This is a genomic window from Timaviella obliquedivisa GSE-PSE-MK23-08B, assembly GCA_019358855.1.
Taxonomy (GTDB): Bacteria; Cyanobacteriota; Cyanobacteriia; order Elainellales; family Elainellaceae; genus Timaviella; species Timaviella obliquedivisa.
This window is the reverse complement of the sequence record JAHHII010000001.1, coordinates 364,209-382,608: the sequence shown is the minus strand read 5'-3', so window position 1 is coordinate 382,608 and position 18,400 is coordinate 364,209. Positions and strand designations below refer to the sequence as shown.

The following is an 18,400-nucleotide window of genomic DNA, read 5'->3' as shown; positions in this document are numbered from 1 at the left end:
AGAACACTCACCATGGCAACCCAAAAGAAGCCGGATCTAGCCGATCCAATTTTGCGTGAGAAGCTCATGAAAGGCATGGGTCACAACTATTATGGTGAACCCGCTTGGCCTAACGACCTTCTCTACATTTTCCCCGTCGTAATTTTAGGAACGATCGCCTGTTGCGTCGCTCTAGCCGTTCTTGACCCTGCATTGGTCGGCGAACCTGCTAATCCCTTCGCAACGCCTCTAGAAATTCTTCCAGAGTGGTATTTGTACCCTGTTTTTCAACTTCTCCGCATTCTGCCTAACAAGCTTCTTGGCGTTGCTTGCATGGCTGCTGTACCGTTAGGCTTGATCTTGGTTCCCTTCATTGAGAACGTCAACAAGTTTCAGAATCCTTTCCGTCGTCCCCTTGCTACTACGCTCTTCCTATTTGGAACCGTCTTTACGCTATGGTTGGGCATTGGTGCAACCTTCCCTATCAGCAAGTCTTTAACTTTGGGCTTGTTCTAAGGCAAGGCTAGCTAGAAGGTTTCCTCTAAATTTGGCATCTAGTTTGGCTTTTTTGGGTTTCATTATCCTGTCTAGCCTGAGTAGGTGCCAAATTTGTTTTTGAGCTTGGCTGAAAGCTAAGAATTCAAGGAGCTTGCGAAGAAAGTCCCTGGGACGGGAGGCTGTCTGCTTTGGGAGCAGGCGCGCCCCGCAACATCCCTTCAGTGCTTAGATCTTCATCAATTTCTTCCCAGTGAATGCCGTAACCGCCGCCACAAATTTCCCATTGCAGCCGCTGTTGAGAGGTAGCGTTTAACAGTCTCGGATACCAGACGAGTGGTACTGTAATAGTTCGACCATCTATGAGATCAACAGTAATTGAGTCCTGTGTAAAATGGACATCTTTAACTCTCTCATCAGCCCGAATTGCCAAAATACCCATACCACGCCTCCAACAAAATTTTCTGATGCTCTTTTACAAGAGAATGCAAAATCCGTAGCTCCTTAGCGCTAAAGCCGATATTAGTTGCTAAGCCGACTTCTTCTAGCCAGAACTTAGCTGATAATGAGTTCCGATCGATGTGAATATGAGGTGGCTCATTTGGTTCATGGCTGTAAAAGTAGAAGCGATAAGACCTTACTCTAAGAACTGTTGGCATAACCGTTAAATTATACAAAGGCTTAGTGCACAACTGCCCCAGTGGTATCTAGCTGCAAAATCTGAGTCTGTACATCGACCCCTTCTTCTGTCCAAGCGATCGCCATTCTCTGCTCTACGTTAGCCGCCTGGTCAATAGGAGCGATCGCCAACAGGGTTGGACCAGCGCCACTAATGACCATGCCATAGGCTCCAGCCGCGATCGCCCCTCGTTGCACCGCCTCATACCCCCGGATCAACTGCTGTCGATAAGGTTGATGAATTCGGTCTTGTAGGGCTGTGCTGAGCCAGTCTGCCCGCCCTGTTTCTAAGCCTCGTAGCAATAGCCCCAAGTGCGCCATATTGAAAATTGCATCTGCCCGACTATAGCTTTGGGGCAATATCCGTCGAGCCTCAGTAGTTGAGAGTTCAAAGTTGGGAATTGCCACAATTGGCACAATATCACTGTGCCAAGGAACTTCACAGATTGTCCAGCCCGAGTCTTTGCTTGATATTGAGCCTGATGCTGATAGCCGACAGCCACCGATCAGTGCCGGAACCACATTATCGGGATGTCCTTCCAGGGCGATCGCCATTTCCATTACCCTATCTTGCGAGACAGGCGATCCTGCCAACTCATTTGCGCCCAATAGTCCCGCCACGATCGCCGTTGCAGAACTGCCTAACCCTCGCGCTAGGGGAACTTCTAGGGCGATCGCCAAATGGATAGGCGGTGGGGCTTGCTCAATCTGCTGATAGAAATAAGTAAACGCCCGATAAGCCAAATTACTTTCATCCCTGGCTACCAAATCTGCCTCAAGTCCAGTCACCTCAATCACTACAGCCTTTTCATCAGCCAACAGTAACGAAAACTGAAAGCGATTGTAGAGGCTTAGAGCCGCGCCCAAGCAATCAAACCCAGGACCCAAATTAGCGGTAGTAGCCGGAACAGTAATGGTAACCATCAAAAAACCAATAGGAGTAATGCTGTGCCTATCTCGACTTGCGAATGACTAGAAGGAATTGCCATCGTTACCAGAAACCAGGGAATGCGAGGCAGGACACAGGACAAGATTACAGGAAAATAATTCATTTCCATACCATCCCAAATCTGTACTAAGTTGAAGTCAATCTTTTCAAACTTTCCCGATCGCTCCATGAATGATAAAACCTGGCTCATCCTTAAACTTCTTCTGATCTCCGCCGCACTTTCCGTCGCCATCAAATACCTTGCTCCCAGTCTCCATATCCCAGCCACCTCAACTAACGCCCTAATTGCCATCCTTCTGCCTAGCCTTGTGATGGCGATTCTGTTGCTTTGGCGCGGACAACAGCGACCCTTGCGGTATCTGCGTAGCAGCTCGCTTTCTGAAAAAGATATAAATTAAGGGCTATCCCACTTCCTTCCCCCATGCGAACGATCGACGAAATTAATGAAAAAATTCAACAGAAAAAGGCGATCGCTCTCACCGTTGAAGAGGTAAAGGCAAGAGTTCAAGAAGTGGGCGTGGCTCAGACAGCAAAAGAAGTAGATGTGGTCACTACAGGCACCTTTGAGCCGATGGAATCTTCTGGCGCTATTCTCAATATTGGGCAAACCGATCCACCCATTAAGATTAGGCAATGCTGGCTGGATGGCGTATCGGCATACTCTGGATTTGGCGCAGTCGATTTGTATTTGGGCGCGACCCAGATGGCAGATTACACGGGCATGAGCGAATCTTCAGATCACGAGGAATTCCGTGAACGGGGCGGCGGTCATGTCATTGCCGATTTGATTGCCGGAAAACCCGTGCATTTGAAGGCGATCGGGCAAGTCACAGATTGCTATTCGCGTGCTTCTTTTGAAACCACCATTAGCCGCGACACCATTAACCAGTTCTATCTCTTCAACCCGCGTAATCTTTACCAAAATTTTATTGTAGGAGTCAATGGGGGCGATCGCCCCCTTTACACTTACCTTGGTTGCCTTCAGCCCGATTTAGGCAACGCTGTCTACTCCAACCCCGGTGCCCTTTCCCCTCTCATGAACGATCCCGACTTGCAGTTAGTCGGCATTGGCACCAAGATCTTCTTGGGCGGTGGCGTGGGCTATGTGGCATGGGAAGGCACTCAGCACTTTTCGCTGCAAAAGCGTTTGCCTAACCACACACCTATTGGTCCGGCAGCAACGCTAGCGCTCATTGGCGATGCCAAACAAATGCAGGCTCGCTGGGTTCGAGGCTGTTATTTCAAAAGCTATGGCTCGTCTCTGATGCTGGGCGTAGGCGTTCCTTTACCGGTGTTAAATGAGGAAGCGATCGCCCATTGTGCCGTCCTCGACCAAGATTTGGTTGCCCCTGTAGTCGATTTTTCGATTCCTCGACGCATTCGTCCCACGTTTGGCTTAGTGAGCTATGCCCAACTCAAATCTGGACGAATCACAGTAGATGGCAAATCTGTGCGAGTTGCCCCCCTTGCTAGCCTTTTTCTATCGCGTCAGGTGGCACTAGAGCTAAAGCAGTGGATCGAAGCAGGAGAATTTACTCTCACTGCACCAACCGCCCCAATTCCTATGGACAGAGCATTTCTGGCACAAGAACGATGGGGCGGTCAGATTAATCTAGATTAACGTTCCAGGTTAATTAGCTCTCGGGTTGGACAGAGGAATTTTCGGGCTTGACTTCCTTCGATCGCTTAATAGGTTTGGAAAACTGAGGATTGGGTTGGCTGGCGGGTTGACTGGTTATGGGTTTAGGGCGATCGCCCACCTCTGAACGTTCTCCTGTCCGAATGGGACGTTGACTGCTGCCGCCTTCCCGCCGAGGAGGACTAAAGCTACCTCGGCGAGGAGATGCATTCCGACGAACGTTACCTCGTCCACTGTCCGAAGCGCTGCGCTTTTGAGGGGGCACAATACCGATTCGAGTACCTTCACGCAAAACCAAGTTATTGTCTTGGCGTTCGACTTGCAAATCCCAAAAATATCCGACTACTTTGCCTTCCAAAACACCCTGCACCGAGACTTTGAAGATTTTAGACTCGTCAGAACCCTGTTGAGGGGCGCGACGAATTTTGACTAACAGCTTGCGATCGTCAGGCGATTGGAACACCACCTCGCCGCGAACCGAGAAGTACTTGTCATCAGGTTCACCCAGTTCCGGCTGAGGTTCAATAGCAGGCTCTGTTGTCGGCTCCCCATTCACAGCTTCAGTATCCCCAGGAGCTTCGCTACGATTGAGCTTCTCAGGTTCCCAAACTCCCACAATTTGCACATGGAGACCTTCCACATTCTCACGGGTGCGAGGATAAACGACCCAAAGATGAGACTGCTCTAAATTGATATGTTTCTTAACTAAACTCATCACCCGACCCAGGAGAACAGCATCTACAGCAGCACCATCGTCAGTAATAATGTTGCCTTTAGTAAACTGATCTTCGGTAGCAACGTATTTACCTCGTACCAAACCGATCGCCCGATACTGCATGGGTTCGCTGGCTGGCGGAATAGGCTGTTGCCTGAGAATAGTAGGCTGAGGAGAATCTTCGGCAATAGACTCGGTGGTGGAGGTAGAGAGAGGAGCGACAGCAGATTCTGCCTGATCAGGGGCTGTAGATGACATGACTTCTAGAGGAGTTGGAGGGGCAGGGGGAGTGGCGACAAGCGTTGATTTGAGATGCTGATCCATGATGATTTCAGGTGACGCGGTAGGTTTAGGGGGCGGGGCAGCCGAAGCATTCGCCTGTTTATTCTCAGATGAAGCCGCTTTTGGCGACTGAGGGACGTTATTTTGAGATGAACTCACTTTCAAGACCTCCTTTCCAGCAGAACCCTATGCCACTACGCTTCACCATTAAAACAGAGGTATAAATCTTTGATGAAGATTCAAACCTCAAATCTTAATGCAGGCTTATCCACTAGGTTAGCATTCACGCCAAATTGGCTCTGCTATCAATAATTGCCAATAATTGCCTAGGATAAGAGGATTTTTTGTGAAAGTCATCTAAATCAGGTCATTCAAGTTGTTTATACAGGTGAATATTAGTCAAATCAGGGATTTCTAGAAAATCCAGGCATTTCTGTCATTGCGCCAAACAAAGACTAAGATTGCAAGCAGTAGAGTTTGGGCTGAATTGCTGTGTCTGAGAAACGTAACAACCGCTGGTTTATCATTATTGTCTCTGGAATCGCGGCGATCGCCTTAATTGGCGTGCCTCTGGCGGCTTCCTTAAGTGGACTATCTCAGAGTAGTCCCCAGGCAGCAAGCTCGCCTTCTGCCATGGCGAGCCCTTCTGCTGAGGCACAAAAAGAGTTAGAGGAAACTGCACGGGGTTATCAGGCAGTGCTTCAGCGGGAACCTAATAATCAGACGGCGCTTCGGGGTCTGGTAGATGTACGGATTCAGCAACGAGATGTGAAAGGGGCGATCGCGCCTTTAGAAAAATTAGCAGAACTTAACCCCACCGAGGCAGACTATGGCATTTTGCTAGCTCAAGCTAAGCAGCAGCTTCAGGATCGAGAAGGAGCGGCTGAAGCTTATCGTAAAATTTTGGCGGCTCAGCCTGGTAACCCTAAGGCTTTGAATGGTTTGGTGGCGCTCTTGTTAGAACAGCAGCGACCGGAAGCGGCAGTCGGCGTGTTGCAAGATGCTCTGAAGACGGCTGAGGAAGCAAACAAGATTAAGCCAGATAGTGTGGATGTGACTGCGGTTCAGATGCTTTTGGGGCAAGTTTACGCCACTGAATCGCGGTTTGATGAGGCGATCGCCATTTTTGATAAAGCTATAGAGCGCGATCGGCAAGATTATCGCCCGATCGTGGGTAAAGCGCTTGTTCTGCAAGATCAAGGCAAGGATGCTGAAGCCAAACCTCTCTTTGCTTCTGCTGAAGCTCTGGCTCCTGCCCAATTTAAGGATCGGATTAAACAGCTTGCTGCTGGGCAACCACCTACTCCTGCTGCCCCGATCACCTCTCCGGGCGCAGATCCAACTCCAGTAGTTTCCCCCGAAGCAAGTCCGGCTCCAGCGACGAGCCCGACTCCAAACGAGTAAGTCCTACGTTGTAATGCTGATAGTTAAGTAACGATCGCTTTCACCAAACAACCCATCATTCGTAACGTCCTGCTACTAAAAGCGATCGCCACATCCTCTTTCAATCTGGGTATCCTGAGTCATAGTTTTGCTGCTTGCAGGATCATTGCCCCATGAAACCAGACGGAAAAGCGATCGCCAAAGCCAAAAATATCCTGAGATCTGGGTTGCGGCTGCTCAATATTCGTCCTGAAGAGAGCGGACGGGCGTTCTTGATGTTTCTTTTTTACACGCTCACTTCAGTCGGCATTCTTTGGCTAGAAGTCAGTGTAGCGGCATTGTTTTTGGGAAAGTATGGCGCTGCGTCTTTGCCCTGGATTTATATTGCCAGTGCGGCGATCGGTTCGGTCATTGGATTTGCCTATTCTGGGCTACAAAAAATCTTGCCCCTACGTTGGGTTTTAGTTTTAACAGCAGGGTTGATTGGGTTACCGCTTTTCCTCTTCGGGCTAGATTTACAGGCAGCAGTTTTGGGCGGGTATACCATTTTTTTGGCGCGGCTATGGCTCGAAGCCATCCATGTCGTCAATGAGCTAAATACCTCTATTACTGCCAACCAACTTTTCACTATCCGAGAAGTTCGACGGGCATACCCGCTAATTAGCAGCGGCGTGTTGGCAGCAGATGTAGTCAGCGGCTTTTCGCTACCAGTACTGCGGAGTGCGATCGGGCTGCCCAATGTCATCATGGCAGCAGGTGTGATGCTGTTCATTGGGGCATGTATCTTACTTTATTTGGTAAAAGCCTATCGCCCTTTTTTCCCAGATGCTTCTCGGCGGCGCACCGTTGAAAAGCAAGACTTTACGGCAATTCGTCTACGTGGCTCGTTGTGGACTTATGTGAGCCTGGTTGTCGTCTTTTTTGTGATGGTGCAAGTTGTGGCGGTTTTGCTCGACTTTCAGTACTTTAGTCAGATTGAACTCAGTCTGGATGTACGAATTGAGAAAATTGCCGACTTCATGGCATTATTTAGCGCCTTTCTAGGCATTGTAGAGTTGACAACCCAATGGTTTATTTCAGGGCGAATTATTGAGCGTTTGGGCGTGTTTTGGATTGCGGCTGTACCGCCTGCGCTACTAGGTTTTGTCAGTTTTTTAACCCTCTGTGGCATCTTAAATGTGTTTCATGGAACGGTAGCGCTAAAGTTTGTGGATGAACTTTTGCGATATACCTTGATTGCCAGTATTGCGCCTGTTCTCTTTCATCCCATTCCTAGCGCCAATCGGAGCCGAATTCAATCAATGGTGCGGGGAATTGCAGAGCCACTGGTTACCGGGTTAACTGGGGTAGGAATGTTGGGGACAATTTCGGTGCTGAAACATTTGCACAGTAACAATCAAGCCCAAAATCAGAGTTGGGTATTTCTGCTGTTTACTGCCTTGACCGCGCTGCTGTGGGTTTTGACAGTGTGGTTCCTTCGCTCGAAGTATGTGGAGGTGCTGGTGCTGAGCGCTGAGCAGGGAGGACATTTGAGCTTGTCTAAGGCAGATATGCGAGGTTTTATGAGAGGGATTGTAGACTCGTTGAATCGATCGCAGGACGAAAGCGAAAAGAAATCTTGCATCAATTTATTAGCTCATCATGATCCTAAAAGCGTGGGAGAAGTCCTGTCGCCTTTATTGCCAACTTTTTCTCCGGCGCTCCAGCGGCAGAGTTTACAAGCAATGCTTGCTTACCCTAATCCTGCTTATTTGGGTGCAGTGAAGGACTTGATAGCGGTGCAACGTCTTCATCCTGAGGTGTTAGCGGTGGCACTGAAGTTCATCTGGCATACCGATGGGAATCCTGATTTCCAGGTGCTTCAGGCTTACATGAAAGATGAAGTTGATCCGGTGGTGCGGGGGCTGGCGGCTTCGTTAACTTTGCGTCATGGAGATTCCAATCAGAAGGGAAAAGCAACTGGCATTTTGCGGCGGATGTTGACCCACAAGCAGGAGCGGGAGCGCGTTATGGGGTGTCGGGCGTTGGGTGAAGCCGTTTATCTTCAATCTTTGCGCCTTTACATTGATCAGCTTTTGCAGGATGAATCGCTACGGGTGCGATGTGCCATGCTAGAGGCGATCGCCGCCACTCAACTCGATGATTACTATGACGCATTGATCCGAGGCTTTCACTTTCAATCTACCCGCGATGCAGCCAAGCGATCGCTGATTCAGTTGCAAAACGAAGCCCTGCCGCTGCTAATCAACCTGGCTGCCGATCCTTATAAATCGGATGGCGTGCGCCATCAAGCCTGGATGACCATTGGCGAAATTGGCTCTATGGAGTCAACGCGGGCATTGGTAAATCATCTAATGACCGCTTGGGGAGCTAGCCGCCGGAGTTTACTGCGAGTTTTGCTGCGTCTGCCTAACGAAGCCGGGATTGATGCGGTTTCAGACGTGCTGGGGCGATCGGGGGTAGAAACCATGATGAACCAGGAGATTTTGTTCTTGGCGCATCTTTACGCCAGCCTGCAAGACTTGAAGCTGGAAACTGTCTCCACTGAAGAAGCCCAGTTTCTGTACCGCGCCCTTCAAGATTCTGAAAAAGACGCGGTGGAATGCTTATTTCTGTTAATGCAGTTTTTGTACGAACCCAGCAACATTCAAGCGGCATCTCTAAGTCTGCAATCAAATGCGCGGGAAAGCATAGCGCAGGGATTGGAAATTTTGGATAACACCATTCAAATTTCCAGCAAAATTGTGCTGCTCAATATTCTCGATCGCCAGCCTACCCTAGAGAAACTGCAAATCCTCGAAGATTTTATGCCCTATGTGCCGATGACACCGAGCGATCGCCTCCGGCATTTAGTTGATTTGCGCCATTTACTCTCTGACTGGGTGCTGGCGTGCTGCTTTCACATTGCCAGCAAAGCCCGCTGGAGCCTAACGGCTGACCCGACCTTAGCCTGTTTGCACTCTCCCACTGGATTTGTCCGCGAAGCTGTTTTAAACTACTTGAAAGTTGCCTCGCCTAGAGTTCTTCCTCAAATTTTGCCCTCATTAAAAGATGATCCTAATCCCTTGGTTTCTGCTCAAGTTCATCAATTGATGGCAGAATTAGGGCTGAACTCAACCCCTTCAAGCAAAACGCCGCCTTCTGCTAGAGAAAAACTGCGGTTGGTCGAGCGTCTGGGCTGAGTTCAGCGTCGTCTCGTGTCAATCTTAGTCTGCTTGCCCTTATGCTCAGTAGTTTCGATCGCCTGTTGTTTGTGCGACAAGTCGGCATTTTCCAAGAGTTGCGAGATGACTTCCTGGTACGTTTAGCATCGGCAATGCAAGAACTGTCATTTCCCCCAGGGCACACGATTGTCACGCAGGGCGAAGAAGGGCGATCGCTGTTTATTTTGGTGTCAGGCTGCGTCAAGGTGCACAGTGGCGATCGGGAATTGGCAAAGCTAGGACAAGGAAAATGCTTTGGCGAAATGTCGGTGTTTGATGCCGAACCCCGCTCTGCGTCTATTACGACTTTAGAAACCTGCGAATGCCTAACGCTCACCCAGCAGCAGCTTTATGAGGCGATCGAAGAAACATCGGGTTTAGCAATTAATATTATTCGGATGCTTTCTCGCCGCACGCGCGACTTAAATGAAAAGTTAGATCAAATTGGAAAAGGAAGACCATGAGTTTCGATCGCCCCGTTCCCGCCCCTGGTCAAGAATCGGTTTGGGACTATCCCCGCCCGCCCCGGCTGGAGGATTCTCCTAAGCACATCCAAATCTTATTTAATGAGGTAATGCTTGCCGATACCCACCGAGCTAAGCGCGTTTTAGAAACCAGCCATCCTCCGGTTTATTACATTCCTCCAGAAGATATTTGCATGGAGTATTTGCGGCAAACGCCTCGCTCCAGCTTTTGTGAATGGAAAGGAATGGCAGGCTATTATGCGATCGCCATTGGCGAGCAAGTTGCAGATAATGCCGCCTGGTTTTACGCCGACCCAACTCCTGATTTTTTAGCTCTTAAAGATTACGTTGCCTTTTATCCCAGCCGAATGCAAGCTTGTTACATTAACGACGAATTAGTCACCTCTCAGCCAGGAGATTTCTACGGCGGCTGGATTACAAAGGAAATTATTGGGCCTTTTAAGGGCGCTCCAGGCACATGGGGATGGTAAAACTGAGAAATAGCGGGTGAGAATATTGGTGAAAAATAGGACAAGCATCCGAAACGGTATCTCTTTGTACGCCTGACCTGGCGCTCTGTGGCACCATAGTTCATAAGTTATCGGAGCGATCGGCGTGAATGCAGCAGAACAAGCGTTAGGAGTTGAGGTCGCCACAAAAATTGCTGCCGTGGTGAACCTATTTAAAGTCCAATTTCCTGATGCCTATGCCGACCTGAAGCCCTGGGCAAATGATGCCGGGACACGGGAATGGGTTGATCCAGATTCGATTGATATTGGGTTCCACCTACCTGGCTGGAGTCGTCGACTTCAGAGCCGCAGCATTTTGGTACAAATTCGCTTTTACCAAGATTCCCTGACTCATTCTCGCAGGGCGATCGGGCTGGAGATGGTAGGGTTTACCCACTTGGGTGAGCAATGGCGAGTTTCAACTGTGGAACAGTGGCGGTTTGTGGGCGAGAAGCAGCCTGTCGATGAGGTCAAAGAAACCTTAAAGGGCGTTTGTCGGCAAATTCTAGAACTTTTCAACAGCGAACCAGAATCGTGAAGAACAGCATTGCTAAATGAAAGTTAGAGAGTTGCATGAAAAAAAGCCCCAGTGAGATACATTAACTTTTCAGCCCCCTACTGAAACTGCTGTGCATAAAACCGGGCATACCGATCGCCCTTTTCCAATAGCTCTTCATGGGTTCCCGATTCCACCACCTGCCCCTGTTCAATTACCAAGATGCGATCGGCGCGGCGCACGGTTGCTAATCGATGGGCAATAATAAACACTGTCCGATTTTTCATCAATCGTTCTAGCGCCTCTTGCACCAGCGCTTCCGATTCAGAGTCGAGGGCAGAGGTGGCTTCATCTAAAATTAGGATGCGCGGGTTGAGCAGAATGGCACGGGCGATCGCCAGTCTTTGTTTTTGTCCGCCCGACAAGTTTACGCCCCGTTCGCCCACCCAAGATTGGTAGCCGTTGGGGAATTGGCTGATAAACGAGTGAGCATTTGCCACCTTGGCGGCAGCTTGGACGGCAGTGATATCAAAGTGCTGTTGCCCGAAGGCAATGTTTTGGGCGATCGTGCCAGAAAACAAAATGGTTTCTTGGGGCACAATCCCAATTTGCCGACGCAGGCTAGGCAACGTTACCGTACGAATGTCAATACCATCAATCAACACCTGTCCGGCTTGCGGATCGTAGAAGCGGGGCAGGAGGTTAGCGAGAGTGGTTTTGCCAGAGCCAGAAGACCCAACCAGGGCGATCGCCTCTCCAGGAAATGCTAATAAACTCAGCTTTTGCAACACGGGCTGGTCAGCATTGTAATAAAAGTAAATATCCCGATATTCTACTTTGCCTGTGACAGGGGGCAACGGTTGAGCAGTGGGTGATTCTAGCACAGAGCGAGGAATTGTCAACAGTTCAAAAATTCGGTCTGCCGAGGCTTGCCCTTGCTTAAACTCGTTGTAGTCTTCAGTTAAGTGGTTAATAGGATCAATCAGCATGGCGGCGGCAAGGACATAAATGCCAAACTCTTTGCCCGTCAAATTGCCCGTCGAAATTTGCCAGCCACCCAGCAGCAATAACAACAACACGCTCAAAACTTCTAAAAACCCGACCACTGGATACTGCACCGCCTTCAACCAAGCTGCCTCATACTTCGCTCGCCGATTGCGTTCTGCCGCTTGGCTAAACCGTTCTACCTCATAATCTTCTGCCGCAAACGCACGCACCAATCGAATGCCCGTAAACACTTCGGTGAGCAGCGACGACAGATCCGACACTAAGTTTTGACTACGGCGCGCAAAAACTAGCATTCGTTCGCCAAACCAGCTAATTAGCAAACCCATAAGTGGCGCAACAATCAAACTTGCCAACGTTAATTGCCAGTTGAGATAAATCATGTACCCAAAGACCAGCACAAGTTGCAACACGCAGGGCAAAAAGTCGTGAAAAACTTTGTTGATGACTTCGCCAATCCGGTCAATATCTTCGGTTAGTCGGTAGGACAAGTCTCCGGTTTGTGCCGTTTCAAAGTAGCTGAGGCTTAAGGTTTGCAGATGAGCATAGACGTGCTTCCGTAGATCTAGGGCGATCGCCAGTGCCGCTTTCGCCATCTGCGAATCCTGACCGTATTGGGCGATTTTTTGCACCACAAAAATCCCGACCACAACGCCCGCCGATTTTACCAGCGCTGAGACATTGCCCTTCACTAAAAAGTCTAGAATCTGCCCGCCGACCTGCGCCAACAGCGGCCAGCAGACCGAAAATACTAAGGTACAGACAAATGCTTGAGCGATCGTGCGCCAATGGGGACGCAGGTACGGAATTAACAGCCAATAGCTAGAACGATTTTTCACCCTCGTATTTTACAATGCTCGCTCCCATTACCACCCGATCGCCAAGGTTCGGTATTATAGGTAAGCCCATTTCCCTCGATAATCATGAAACTCGGTCAATGGCTCGGCTTCCTCAGCCTTATCCTCGCTCTGATTATCTTGTGGCAAGTTCGTCAGATGCTGCTGCTGCTATTTGCCGCCGTGGTTTTGGCAACTGCGCTTAATGCCCTGGTTCAGCGATTACGCCGCTCAGGAATGAAGCGTGGTCGGGCTGTAATGTTGACATTAGGGATTTCTGTACTGGCTGGCATTTTATTTGTCGCTCTAATTGTGCCGCCCTTCATTAGTCAGTTCTTACAGCTTCTTGAGCTACTCCCCACAGGCTTTGACCAAGCTGTGAGGTGGGGCGATCGCCAACTCCAACTGCTACCATCCTGGCTAGCCGCGATCGAATTGCCCACCACAGCAAGGCTCACTCAAGATCTCCAGCCAATTCTTCAAAATATTATTCGCAACTTTTTCGCCTTTTTCTCCAACTCTTTAACCGTAGTTGTACAAGGTTTACTGGTTTTCATTCTCACCATTATGCTCTTGGCTGATCCGCCATCATACCGAAAAGCGTTCATTGTTTTATTTCCTTCCTTTTATCGGCAACGAGCCGATTTTATTCTGACCAAATGTGAAATCGCGTTAGATAATTGGTTGGGAGGAGCCTTGTTAAGTTCCACAGCAGTCGCAATCTTTAGTGCGATCGGGCTATCGGTTTTGCAGGTTGATCTAGTGTTAGCCCAAGCTCTATTGGCAGGGCTGCTGAACTTTATTCCCAATATTGGCCCTACGCTTAGTTTAGTCTTTCCATTAACGGTGGCTTTCTTAGATGCACCCTGGAAAGCGATCGCCGTCCTTATCCTTTATCTAGTCATTCAGCAGGTTGAATCTTACTGGATCACGCCAACCGTGATGGCAAAGCAAGTTTCCCTACTACCAGCCCTTACCCTCATTGCGCAACTCTTTTTCGCCAGCTTCTTTGGATTTCTAGGACTGCTCTTAGCGCTTCCCCTCACCGTCGTCGCCAAAACTTGGATTCAGGAAGCCTTAATTAAAGATATTTTGGATCAATGGAAACAACCAGAGTTACAACGAACGCCAGAATATTCTGAAGAACAGATGATTTCAGAGTTTGCGACAGATTCTCCAGGTTATCAGCAATCCAATCCTTCTGACGAAGAGAAGCGATCGGAAAAACTGCCTTAAAAGCCTAAATTAGGGTGTTCCTTCATTGAGGTTCGACCTCAATGAAGCCGGGTTAAACACGTTAGGTCGCTTCTCCACCTTGTTGATTAAAGAGGTAATCCAAAATTCTATGAGATTCGAGTCGAAGTCCTCTAACCTCTGACAAAATTCCTCTAATCTCCTCCACAATCTCAGATTGTTGATTGGCTAGAGTCCCAATCATGCTAACCATGTCAGCCGTAGACGCTCGTAAATCAGCCGTAGAGGCTCGTAAATTAGCCGTAGATTGTTTCAAGATCCCCTATCTCGCCCTCATGCCTGATGCCCTGAGTTTGCTGTTGATGGGCGACTCGAAGTAATGTCTCTGTAGATTGTTTCAAGGCATCTATGTCACTCTCATGTCTAATGCCCCGAGTCTGCTGCTGTTGGGCGACTTGAAGTAATGCTTCTGCCAGTGCTTCAAGTCGGTCTAGTCGGGGTGATTCTTCTGTCGTCATTCGTCTCTTCCTTCTTTAAAGAATGAATATGGCACTCTGGTTAGTCCTGAGAGCAAAGGTGCAGTGATCTCCTCAAGCTGCATATCAAGCGCTCTCTGGTCAGCCTACTACTCTCACGAGTCAGAAGCTCTTTAAAAATCCTCTAAATGAATCTAAACTTTTCTAGCTTAACTCTCGGCGCAATCGATGAATCACGGTATCTTTATCAACCTGCTGAAGAATCTCTTGAATTAGCGTATTCGCTCCTTGCTCTCCCCAAGTGCAGCCTTTTTCTAAATAGATTTGAGCCGCCTTACCAACGCGGTAAGAACCATATCCCGCCAAACTTGCCTGCGCGATCGCCGCACTAGAATACGCTGCAAACCCCGACCCGCTTTCAAATGCAGTCGCGATCGCCGCCATACTCTTTCCCACTCCCAACAGCACGCTACTGCCCACCTCACCCACAATCAAACTACCTGAGCTCCACAAAATCGACTTCAGCAGCTTACCCGCCTCATACCGAGTCATGGGCAACCCATACAGCTTGGCTAGCGATCGAATCATGATCAAGTCGGTGACGGCTCCGCCCATCACATCAAAGACAGCGATCGGGTTGGCAGCAATGGCGATCGCTTTCCACTGCGCAAACTTCCAAATCAAGTCTTCGGCTTCGTTGTGGTAAAGCTTAAGCATGTTATGGGCGATCGTCGTTTCAGCCTGCCGAGCTTGCCGCAATGCATTCAGCGCCAGCAGTGATTTGCCCTCTCGGTTCAAAATCGTCAACAGTTTCTCTTTTAGCTCATTCACCTGAGCCGCTGGGGTTTCCCATTCATGCGTTACCCGCCCATCTGCCCATTCCACGCGCACCTCTAGCGGCGCAGGCTCAGCCGCTACTCGTACAATGTCATCGGGCGACAAAACCGGACGCTTGCCTTCGTTGCGGGCAAACAAGGTTTCCAGCTTACGATAAAGGGTTTGCCGATCCTGCTCAGGATAAAGATCTGTTTTGTTAAATACTAAAATCAATGGTTTATCGGTCGCCTGCAACTCTGCTAAAGCCCGATACTCGGTGCGGGTAATATCTCCTGCCACCACAAACAAAATTAAATCTGCCTGATCTGCCACATCTCGCGCCATCGTTGCCCGCACATCACCGTCTACCTCGTCTAGTCCAGGTGTATCAATTAGCTCGACGCGCAGTTGACCGTTGGCGACCCTTGCGGTATCTGCGGAGCAGCACGCCCAATATACCGATCGAGGATACTGCGTCACGCCGTTAATAGGGCCCGTTTGCAGCACCTTCTGCCCCAACAGTGCATTAACCACAGCAGACTTACCCCGGCTCACCAACCCAAATACCGCAATCCGAATCAAGCAATTGTTGAGTTTATCTAGTGTCGTGGTCAATCCATCCAAGCCACGTTTGAGGGCGGCTCGGACTGCAACATCGGCGTTGCGTTTGCGCGGAGGTAACTGGGAGTAACGATTCAGAGTCTGTTTGAGACTGCTGCGAGCTTGGTTGAATTGAAAATCTTGTAAGCTGGCTTTCAATAGTCCTGTCGAAGGGTTATCCATTGGGTTATGGCGCGTGGATTATGGTTCCATTTTCGCGTTAATTCTTGATTTTTGTTAAGACTGGGTACTCTTAATTCAGGATGTGCCTTTTGTAACATTTTATGGATGTTATACATCAGTAAAATGATTCATCAGTTATCCATGCGTAGATAATTGAGTTGGGCAATGTGTAAGCAAAGCCCAACTTTTTTAGTCTTTTTACACTTCATTTTGTATCTTGTTTTTCATAATTAATTGGGTTAATTGACGTATTTTAGGAACTCAAGTTAATCCGTATTTACCGTACATCCACCGTCATAAATTTATATTGTAGGATGAAAGTCCCATTCTCCTGACCTCGCAGGGAAGGGGAACGGGGTTAGGTTGAGTCGACAACGCAGCGAGATAGAACTCTCCCACCCCCTCTCCTGAAGGAAAGGGACTTTGAATAGATTTACTTTGAATAGATTTATACTACTGATTCAGCAATACCTGTAAGCAGGTTCTGGTAGAGATTTCTTACGGGGATGATTCAACCCTCCGCGATAGAGGCAAGATATAGATCCTCTTTAGCGATCGCAACTTCCTATGGATTCTCCATCGACTCCGACCCTCCCGACCCCGCTCAAACCCATGTCCTTCCAGACCAAAATGGCATACGGTGCTGGAGACTTGGGCCCGGCGATTACCGCCAACATTTTGGCATTTTTTTTACTGTACTTCTTCACCAGCGTCGCGGGAATGAATGCTGCGTTGGCGGGTAGCCTGTTACTGATTAGCAAAATTTGGGATGCTGTGAATGACCCAATTGTAGGTATGTGGAGCGATCGCACCCGGTCGGGCAAGTGGGGGCGGCGGTATCCCTGGATGCTGTGGGGAGCCATTCCCTTTGGCATCACGTTCTTCTTGCAGTGGATTGTGCCTAAGTTTAGCAGCGACCCAGCGACCAATCAAACGAGTTTATTTTGGTATTACATTGCGGTTGCTGTGGTATTTAATACTTTTTATACCATTGTCAACTTACCTTACACGGCGCTTACGCCAGAGCTAACCCAGGATTACAACGAGCGTACCAGCCTCAATAGTTTTCGCTTCACCTTTTCCATTGGCGGTAGCATTCTGTCGTTGATATTGGCGCAGGTAATTTTTGCGAACGTGGCTGATGCAGCACAGCGTTATTTAATCTTGGGTGGGATTTGTGCGGTGCTTTCCACAATTCCACTTTATTGGTGCGTGTTTGGCACCCGTGCCCGTTCTATTGAAGTAGCACAACATCACCTTACCTCCAGCGTCGCAGAACCCGCGCCCTTGCCCTATCTGCAACAAATGCAGATTGTGTTTAGTAATCGTCCGTTTTTGTTTGTGATTGGCATTTACCTTTGCTCCTGGCTCGGCGTTCAGATCACGGCGGCAATTCTGCCCTATTTTGTGGTTAATTGGCTGGGGCAGCCGTCGTCAATTTTCACAGCGGTGGCGTTGGCAGTTCAGGGCACGGCGTTGGTGATGCTGTTTGTGTGGAGTGCTGTGAGCGCTAGGGTAGGCAAGAAAGCGGTCTATTTTATGGGCATGGTGATTTGGATTATTGCTCAGGCTGGCTTGTTTTTCTTGCAGCCTAATCAGTCGGGTTTGATCTTTCCGTTGGCAATCATGGCAGGGGTGGGCGTTTCAACGGCTTACCTGATTCCTTGGTCAATGATGCCGGATGTGATTGAGCTAGACGAACTGAATACTGGACTGCGCCGCGAAGGAGTTTTTTACGGTTTTATGGTGCTGCTGCAAAAAATTGGTTTAGCGATCGGGCTGTTTTTAGTTGGGCAGGCTCTCAACACCGCTGGATTCATTGAAAGTGCGGCTGGAGAACCTACACCCATTCAGCCTGCCTCAGCGCTTTTAGCCATTCGGTTAGCGATCGGACCGATCCCAACGGTCGCCCTAGTCTTGGGCTTGGTGTTGGCATACTTTTATCCCATCACTCGCGAAGTCCACGCTGAAATTTTGTTGAAATTGCAAGAACGTAAACTCCAGGCAAAGGAGTAGAGAGTCCCCTAATCAAGATATGATGACTTATGATCCCCGCCTTGCATGAAGGATAACTTCGCGCTCCACACCTGAGGTTTTATGAGAAGAGTTCTACCGCGTTTGGTTGCATTGGTTCTGGTTTGTGTAATCGGGCTGATGAGTTTGGCAACACCTGCGATCGCGGGTGGCAACTATCGCCAAGATACGTTGGATTTAATTGAAACGCTCAAGTCTGCCGTTGCCTTACCCAAAGAAGCACCTGAAAGAATGGATGCTCAAGCCGCAGCCCGTCAAAAAATCAATGAGTTTTCGGCACGCTATCGTCGGGATGGCGGCTTGGCTAAGCTCAGCTCGTTCACCACAATGCGGACTGCGCTCAATTCTTTGGCGGGGCACTATAGCTCTTACCCCAATCGTCCGGTGCCCCAAAAGCTGAAAGACCGTCTAGACCAGGAGTTTAAGCAAGTAGAGTCAGCATTGAAGAGAGAAGAAGGCTAAAG

The 18,400-nt window shown here is 49.1% G+C and carries 19 protein-coding genes; 10 read left to right on the top strand and 9 right to left on the bottom strand.

All coding sequences use genetic code 11. The features are described 5' to 3' along the window. Positions 1-12 precede the first annotated feature (12 nt). Positions 13-495, top strand: a complete 483-nt coding sequence (gene petD / locus KME11_01840; protein MBW4513951.1) for a cytochrome b6-f complex subunit IV — start codon at positions 13-15, stop codon at positions 493-495. Positions 496-619: 124 nt separating this feature from the next. On the opposite strand, the gene KME11_01835 is transcribed toward petD, so the two are convergent. Genes KME11_01835 through KME11_01820 form a run of 4 tightly spaced genes read right to left on the bottom strand, consistent with a single transcriptional unit; the run spans position 620 to position 2,291 of the window. Continuing rightward, entirely contained in the window at positions 620-916 is a 297-nt protein-coding gene (locus KME11_01835) for a DUF2442 domain-containing protein (GenBank protein MBW4513950.1), read from the bottom strand. Further along, positions 891-1,133: a DUF4160 domain-containing protein gene (locus KME11_01830; protein MBW4513949.1), complete on the bottom strand. Its 243-nt coding sequence runs from the start codon at positions 1,131-1,133 to the stop codon at positions 891-893. The genes KME11_01835 and KME11_01830 overlap by 26 nt, the downstream gene beginning before the upstream one ends. A 22-nt stretch (positions 1,134-1,155) precedes the next feature. Continuing rightward, positions 1,156-2,079 carry a homoserine kinase gene (locus tag KME11_01825; protein MBW4513948.1) on the bottom strand — a complete coding sequence of 308 codons (924 nt, stop codon included), beginning with the start codon at positions 2,077-2,079 and terminating at the stop codon, positions 1,156-1,158. Beyond that, positions 2,076-2,291: a hypothetical protein gene (locus tag KME11_01820; protein MBW4513947.1), complete on the bottom strand. Its 216-nt coding sequence runs from the start codon at positions 2,289-2,291 to the stop codon at positions 2,076-2,078. The genes KME11_01825 and KME11_01820 overlap by 4 nt, the downstream gene beginning before the upstream one ends. A 231-nt stretch (positions 2,292-2,522) precedes the next feature. On the opposite strand from KME11_01820, the gene KME11_01815 reads away from it, so the two are divergent. Continuing rightward, positions 2,523-3,722 (top strand): homocysteine biosynthesis protein, encoded by a 1,200-nt coding sequence (locus tag KME11_01815; protein MBW4513946.1) that lies wholly within the window; start codon positions 2,523-2,525, stop codon positions 3,720-3,722. A 13-nt stretch (positions 3,723-3,735) separates the two neighbouring features. Here KME11_01815 and KME11_01810 read toward each other — a convergent pair whose 3' ends face one another. Continuing rightward, on the bottom strand, positions 3,736-4,896 hold the full coding sequence (locus KME11_01810; GenBank protein ID MBW4513945.1) for a hypothetical protein: 1,161 nt from the start codon (positions 4,894-4,896) through the stop codon (positions 3,736-3,738). A 327-nt stretch (positions 4,897-5,223) separates the two neighbouring features. On the opposite strand from KME11_01810, the gene KME11_01805 reads away from it, so the two are divergent. From KME11_01805 to KME11_01785, 5 genes are all read left to right on the top strand, one after another. Further along, positions 5,224-6,141: a tetratricopeptide repeat protein gene (locus tag KME11_01805; GenBank protein ID MBW4513944.1), complete on the top strand. Its 918-nt coding sequence runs from the start codon at positions 5,224-5,226 to the stop codon at positions 6,139-6,141. Positions 6,142-6,293: 152 nt separating this feature from the next. Further along, positions 6,294-9,302, top strand: coding sequence for an MFS transporter (locus KME11_01800; GenBank protein ID MBW4513943.1), 3,009 nt, complete (start codon positions 6,294-6,296; stop codon positions 9,300-9,302). A gap of 41 nt (positions 9,303-9,343) precedes the next feature. Beyond that, complete coding sequence (locus KME11_01795; GenBank protein ID MBW4513942.1) at positions 9,344-9,787, top strand: cyclic nucleotide-binding domain-containing protein; 444 nt, start codon at positions 9,344-9,346, stop codon at positions 9,785-9,787. Then, positions 9,784-10,278: a DUF427 domain-containing protein gene (locus KME11_01790; GenBank protein ID MBW4513941.1), complete on the top strand. Its 495-nt coding sequence runs from the start codon at positions 9,784-9,786 to the stop codon at positions 10,276-10,278. The genes KME11_01795 and KME11_01790 overlap by 4 nt, the downstream gene beginning before the upstream one ends. Positions 10,279-10,402: 124 nt before the next feature. Further along, positions 10,403-10,834 carry a hypothetical protein gene (locus KME11_01785; GenBank protein MBW4513940.1) on the top strand — a complete coding sequence of 144 codons (432 nt, stop codon included), beginning with the start codon at positions 10,403-10,405 and terminating at the stop codon, positions 10,832-10,834. 77 nt (positions 10,835-10,911) lie between these two features. Here KME11_01785 and KME11_01780 read toward each other — a convergent pair whose 3' ends face one another. Next, positions 10,912-12,636: an ABC transporter ATP-binding protein/permease gene (locus tag KME11_01780; GenBank protein MBW4513939.1), complete on the bottom strand. Its 1,725-nt coding sequence runs from the start codon at positions 12,634-12,636 to the stop codon at positions 10,912-10,914. Positions 12,637-12,717: 81 nt separating this feature from the next. On the opposite strand from KME11_01780, the gene KME11_01775 reads away from it, so the two are divergent. Continuing rightward, entirely contained in the window at positions 12,718-13,869 is a 1,152-nt protein-coding gene (locus KME11_01775; GenBank protein MBW4513938.1) for an AI-2E family transporter, read from the top strand. Positions 13,870-13,930: 61 nt separating this feature from the next. On the opposite strand, the gene KME11_01770 is transcribed toward KME11_01775, so the two are convergent. From KME11_01770 to KME11_01760, 3 genes are all read right to left on the bottom strand, one after another. Continuing rightward, positions 13,931-14,143, bottom strand: coding sequence for a hypothetical protein (locus KME11_01770; GenBank protein ID MBW4513937.1), 213 nt, complete (start codon positions 14,141-14,143; stop codon positions 13,931-13,933). Next, positions 14,124-14,345, bottom strand: coding sequence for a hypothetical protein (locus tag KME11_01765; protein ID MBW4513936.1), 222 nt, complete (start codon positions 14,343-14,345; stop codon positions 14,124-14,126). The genes KME11_01770 and KME11_01765 overlap by 20 nt, the downstream gene beginning before the upstream one ends. A gap of 162 nt (positions 14,346-14,507) precedes the next feature. Next, positions 14,508-15,902, bottom strand: a complete 1,395-nt coding sequence (locus KME11_01760; GenBank protein ID MBW4513935.1) for a GTP-binding protein — start codon at positions 15,900-15,902, stop codon at positions 14,508-14,510. Between the two features lie 567 nt (positions 15,903-16,469). Here KME11_01760 and KME11_01755 point away from each other — a divergent pair. Together KME11_01755 and psb27 are read left to right on the top strand one after the other, a co-directional pair. Beyond that, positions 16,470-17,918, top strand: coding sequence for an MFS transporter (locus KME11_01755; GenBank protein ID MBW4513934.1), 1,449 nt, complete (start codon positions 16,470-16,472; stop codon positions 17,916-17,918). An 81-nt stretch (positions 17,919-17,999) separates the two neighbouring features. After that, complete coding sequence (psb27, locus tag KME11_01750) at positions 18,000-18,398, top strand: photosystem II protein Psb27 (GenBank protein ID MBW4513933.1); 399 nt, start codon at positions 18,000-18,002, stop codon at positions 18,396-18,398. Positions 18,399-18,400: the final 2 nt, after the last annotated feature.